This is a genomic window from uncultured Campylobacter sp., assembly GCF_938030785.1.
Lineage (GTDB): Bacteria > Campylobacterota > Campylobacteria > Campylobacterales > Campylobacteraceae > Campylobacter_B.
Genome location: NZ_CALHIK010000194.1, coordinates 1 through 5375 on the forward strand (window position 1 = coordinate 1; position 5375 = coordinate 5375).

3 protein-coding genes are annotated in these 5375 nt (G+C 50.3%); 2 read left to right on the plus strand and 1 reads right to left on the minus strand.

What is annotated here, in order from left to right:
* The first annotated feature begins 340 nt into the window (after window positions 1-340).
* Window positions 341-505 carry a hypothetical protein gene (locus Q0438_RS10885; protein ID WP_299190820.1) on the plus strand — a complete coding sequence of 55 codons (165 nt, stop codon included), beginning with the start codon at window positions 341-343 and terminating at the stop codon, window positions 503-505.
* 274 nt (window positions 506-779) lie between these two features.
* On the opposite strand, the gene Q0438_RS10890 is transcribed toward Q0438_RS10885, so the two are convergent.
* Window positions 780-1307 (minus strand): hypothetical protein, encoded by a 528-nt coding sequence (locus tag Q0438_RS10890; protein ID WP_299190822.1) that lies wholly within the window; start codon window positions 1305-1307, stop codon window positions 780-782.
* A gap of 97 nt (window positions 1308-1404) precedes the next feature.
* Between Q0438_RS10890 and Q0438_RS10895 the strand changes: the two genes are divergently transcribed.
* Window positions 1405-4848, plus strand: a complete 3444-nt coding sequence (locus Q0438_RS10895) for an acyl-[ACP]--phospholipid O-acyltransferase (RefSeq protein ID WP_299190823.1) — start codon at window positions 1405-1407, stop codon at window positions 4846-4848.
* Window positions 4849-5375 lie beyond the last annotated feature (527 nt).

The window sequence follows — 5375 nt, forward strand, 5'->3', positions numbered from 1 at the left end:
GCGAGGTCGCTCCCCTTCCCGCCCCAAACCCCACCTAACCCCCGACGACGCTTTAAGCGGTGCGGACTGCGTCCGCGTTAAATTTTACTAAGTAGCGAAATAAACTGCGCGCTCTTACAAAACGAGCGTAGCGACGCAAGGCTCTTAGCCCGGCGGCATTTCTTGCGAGCGCAGCGGAGCAGAGTAAGCAACACCTCTTCCCCCTTAAGAGAAAACGCCATCACGACCTAAATCCTAGAGGCAAAATTCTACATAGAGAATTTTAAATTTATTACAAAATAAAATTCTATTTAAATTTCAGCCGCGACATGTATATCTTGGGGCGGGAAGGGGGCCCCAATTGCAAGGTCACATTTCTTGCAGGACGCCGCCTCCGCAGCACCGCATTGCTCTGCTCGCCCACAAACCCCACCCATCCCCCGACGACGCTTTAAGTGGTGCAGGCTACGCCTGGGTTAAATTTTACCAAGTAGATGAATACAAAACTGTGATTCTTGCGATATAAAAATTTAACGCGACCTGCAAGGCTCGCCCCTTGAGCGCGCCAGGGGTTAGGAGATTTTAAGGGGAAAGGGGAGCGCTCTTGGAAAACGAGCGTAGCGACGCAAGGCTTAGCCTAGCGGCGTTTCTTGCAAGCGCAGCGAAGCAGAGTAAGTAGCCCCCTAAGAAAAAACGCCGCGACGATCTAAATTCCAGAGATAGAATTCTACATAGCAAAATTCTAGAATTTTAAATTTATATCGCGAATTTTGCGAGCCGTAAATTTAAAAAGCAAAGCTCTAAATTTCAACGTTCATATCCACGGATTCGATCTGCAGCCTGCGCAGATCCGCAAGATGCTGTACCGCAGCGTCCGTCTCGGCATTTTTGGGAAGGACGATGTGAAAGCCACGATCAAACGCCAAGAAAAAATTCTCCCCGCCCGCAGCGATTCGATTTAGCGAGCGCGCGGCAAATTTCTCGCTTGCGCGCGGCTCGCCTTTTGAAAACGAGATCGTCTCGCCGTCCGCGACGAAGCTCATTTCCGTGCTCGAGTCTTGCGCGAGCTTAGCGGCAGAGAGATGTTTTCTTAGCATGCGGCGGTAAAATTTCGGATAAAAAATAAGCCACGCCGCACCTAAAATAACCGACGCGACGCTCGCAATCGGCGCCGTTTTTAAAAGCCCGTCGATGATGATGCCCATAAGCAAAAACTCAAACGGTATGGCGTAGGTGCTGACTAGGCGCTGTTTGCGCGCCTTTTTGCTGTAAAGCAGCATAAATTTATTGAGGTTATCGACATCGTGATTTGTGATTTGCACTTTCATATTTTTCCTTTAATTTTTGCGTAATTGTAGCGAAGCCGCCTTAAATTTGCGTCTATTAACTTCCGTGAGATAAAATCCCGTTTTTAAAGGAGATAGCTTGAAATCTTTATTAAAAATCAACGGATTTTTGCCGTTTTTGGCGATTATGTTTATCAACGCAAGCGTCGATCTGGGCCATAAGATCACGATCCAAAACGTCCTTGTTAAAAGCGCCGACTCGGGCGCTCTCATCGCCCTTACCTCCCTTGTAAATTTGCTGATTTTGCTGCCTTACGTATTTCTTTTTAGCGCCAGCGGCTATCTCAACGACAAATTCTCGCGTACCCGCATCACGCGGATCTGCGCAAAACTCGGCATCGCGCTTACCGCGCTCATTACGCTAGGTTATCTGTGCGGGTGGTTTTATTTCGCGTTTTTTATGACGATCCTGCTTGCGGCGCAAAGCGCGATCTACTCGCCCGCCAAATACGGCCTGATTAAAAAGATCGTCGGCGCGAAAAATTTAGGCGCGGCAAACGGCCTCGTACAGGCTCTTACCATCATCGCGATTCTGCTTTCATCGCTTGTGTTTTCGGTGATTTTCGAGCTGTTTGCAGCCCGCAGCAGCGACGCGGGCGAGCTAATGAGCTCGGTTTGGTTCATCGGCGTGCTTTTGGTCGCGGGCTCTGCGCTTGAAACATACTACTCGTATAAAATTCCATTCTTCGACGCCGCGCAGCCGCAGGCGGAATTTGACACGAAAGAATATCTCCACCTGCGCTACTTGAAGCAAAATTTAAAATTTGTAATCAAAGACAAAAACGTCCTGCTCTGCACGCTCGGACTTGCGATGTTTTGGGCTGTCTCGCAGCTTGTGATCGCGACCTTCCCGGCTCACTACAAGAGCCTTAGCGGCAGCGACAACGTAATGGTGATCCAGGTGATCTTAGCTCTTAGCGCGATCGGAATCGCGCTAGGCTCGATCTTTGCGGGTAGCTACTGCAAAAAACATATTGAGCTCGGTATCGTGCCGTTTGGCGCATTCGGTCTGGCGCTCGCGCTAATGGTACTAGCCAACGCGCACTCGGTATTTTGGCTCGGTACGGCATCGTTTTTCTTCGGATTTAGCGGCGGAATTTTCATCGTGCCGCTCAACGCCGTAATCCAGTTTTTCACCGCCGATGAGCGCATGGGGCGGGTGCTCGCGGGCTCAAATTTCATCCAAAATATCTTTATGGTGCTGTTTTTGCTCATCGCCATCATCTTGGTACATTTTGCAGTCGCCAGCGGCGAAATTTTCGTTATGGCGGCGCTATGCGTACTTATCTGCGGGATCTTCGGCGCAAAATATCTGCCGCAGCTTTTCGTTAGAATTTTACTCATTCCGTTTATGAAATTTGGCTACCAAGTCCACGTAGACGGCATCGAAAATATCCCACAAAAAGGCGGCGTGCTGCTTTTAGGCAACCATATCAGCTGGATCGATTGGGCGGTGGTGCAGCTTGCCTGCCCGCGCGGGGTGCGCTTCGTGATGCATCGCAGCTACTACGATCTGTGGTATTTGAAGTGGTTTTTTAAAATTTTCCGCGTCATTCCGATCGGAGCGGGCGTGAGCAAAAGCGCGATCGAAAGTATCCGCGAGGCGCTGAATGCAGGCGAAGTGGTCGGGCTCTTTCCCGAGGGCCACATCAGCTACAACGGCCGCATAGACGAGTTTCAGGGCGGATTTGAGCTCGCCGCGCACGATACGAACTCCGTCATCGTGCCTTTTTATATCAGAGGGCTTTGGGGATCGACGTTTTCGCGCGCCAGCGAGCATTATAAAAGAACGATTTCGCAAAGCGGTAAAAACGCACTTCGCGTAAGCTTCGGCGCGCCGATCGAGGCAAATTCCAAGGCGCACGAGGTAAAGCGCGCAGTAACGGAGCTATCGTTTTTTAGCTGGGGCAAATACCTTGCAAGCCTAAAGCCACTTGCTTACAACTGGCTAAATCAGGCGAAAAGATCGCCTTTTAAACGAGTGGCGGTCGATAGTACGGGAGCAAGTCTCACAAATTTAGCGATGATGAGCGCCGTTTTAATACTTCGCAAAAGGCTAAAGAGCCGCATTAGCAGCGAGGAAAACGTCGGTATCGTTTTGCCTAGCTCGGTCATCGCAAGCGCCGTAAATTTAACGCTTTTTGCGATGGGCAAAACGAGCGTAAATTTAAACTACACGCTAAGCGAAGAGAACTTAATCTACTGCGCGGATAAAGCAAATATCTGCACGATCATCAGCTCGCGCAAATTCGTAGAAAAGCTCAAATCAAAGGGCTTTGAGCTGGAGAGTTCGATCGGCGATCGGCTCGTGTATCTTGAAGATCTAAGCGAGGGCGCCTCTAAAAACGAGCGCATAGCCTGCGCGCTAAAATCGCTGCTGATGCCTAAAATTTTATTTCGCGCGCTGTATTTTAAGCCGCACGCGATAGAGGACGTAGCGACCATTTTATTTAGCAGCGGCAGCGAGGGAAAGCCTAAAGGCGTGGTTTTGACGCACAAAAACATAATGGCGAACGTCAAGCAGATCTCCGAGCTCATAAACGCCACCGAGCACGACGCGATTTTAGCGTCGCTACCTATCTTTCACTGCTTCGGGCTTACCGTAACGACGCTATTTCCGCTAAACGACGGAATTTTAAGCATCCACGTGCCCGATCCTACGGACGCCTTTAGCGTCGGCAAGATGAGCGCAAAATACGGTGCTACGATAATGTTCGGCACCTCGACGTTTTTTAGGCTCTACACCAAAAACAAAAGGCTCAATCCTCTAATGCTAGCAAGCATCCGCCTGGCGATTGCGGGCGCGGAGAAGCTAAATGAAAATGTCCGAAAGGAATTTAAGATAAAATTCGGCATCGAAATTTACGAGGGCTACGGCACGACCGAGACTGCGCCGGTGGTGAGCGTAAATACGCCGAACGTCCTAGAGCCCGATTTTTTCAAAGAGCTTCACTTTAACCGCGAAAAGAGCGTCGGCTTGCCGCTTGCGGGCACGGTTATAAAGATCACCGATCCCGCCTCGCTGCAACCACTATCAAACGGGCAGGAGGGGCTTATCTTAATCGGCGGACATCAGGTTATGAAGGAATACTACGATGAGCCGGCAAAAACCGCCGAAGCGATCGCGCAAATAAACGACGTGCGCTACTACAAGAGCGGCGATATCGGCTATATCGACGACGACGGGTTTTTATTTATCACCGACCGCCTCTCGCGCTTTGCCAAAATCGGCGGCGAGATGATCAGCCTGGGCGCGGTAGAAAGCGCCGTGGGTGAAATTTTAGGCGAGAGCGCGATCTATTCGTGCGTGAATTTAAAGGATGAGAAAAAGGGCGAAAAGATCGCTCTGCTTTACGTGGGCGAGGCGAGCGAGGATGAAATTTCGCGCCGCCTCAGAGACTCCGCGCTGGCGCCGATAATGCAGCCAAGCGTCGTGAAAAAGGTGGATGAAATCCCGGTGCTTGGCAGCGGCAAGGTAAATCTCAAAGCGGTAAAGGATCTGGCGATAGAGCTCGGGCTGTAAATTTTAAAGCCTTAAATTTTACGCTCTAAATTTTAAATTTACGTCTCGTCGCGCTATTTGCGCGAAGATAATACAAAGAGGGCAAGCCCTATAAATTTAAAATTTATGCTTTGTCGCGCCGCATGGTTTTGCGGCTTTTTACTCTTAGCGGCGGGCGATCTCGCGGTCGCGGCGGCGGTTTATTTGGGGCGACAGCCGCGTGCGGTCACGGGCGCCAAATATGCTAAATTTTGCAGAGGTGAGCTGCTGATCCCACGATTTTTCGCGGTCACGGCGCCAAATATGCTAAATTTTGCTAGCAGACGGCAGCCGCTCGCTGCGCGGATAGATAAAATTCCTGTATCAGGCGCCCGGCGAAATTTCATGGCGGAGCTGCGAAAAGAATTTTAACGGCGTGCGTACGATGAGAAATTTAAATGGCGTGCGTACGGCGGTAAATTTTAGCGACATCGCCCCTCGCTTCGCCGCTTATAAATTTGCAAATTTTATTTTCGAGCGTTCGCCGATGAGGCTTATAAACCGCGACG

What these genes read in the sequence shown, in the direction of transcription:
- Q0438_RS10890 (WP_299190822.1), bottom strand. Translation starts at nt 1,307, where the DNA reads ATGAAAGTGCAAATCACAAATCACGATGTCGATAACCTCAATAAATTT.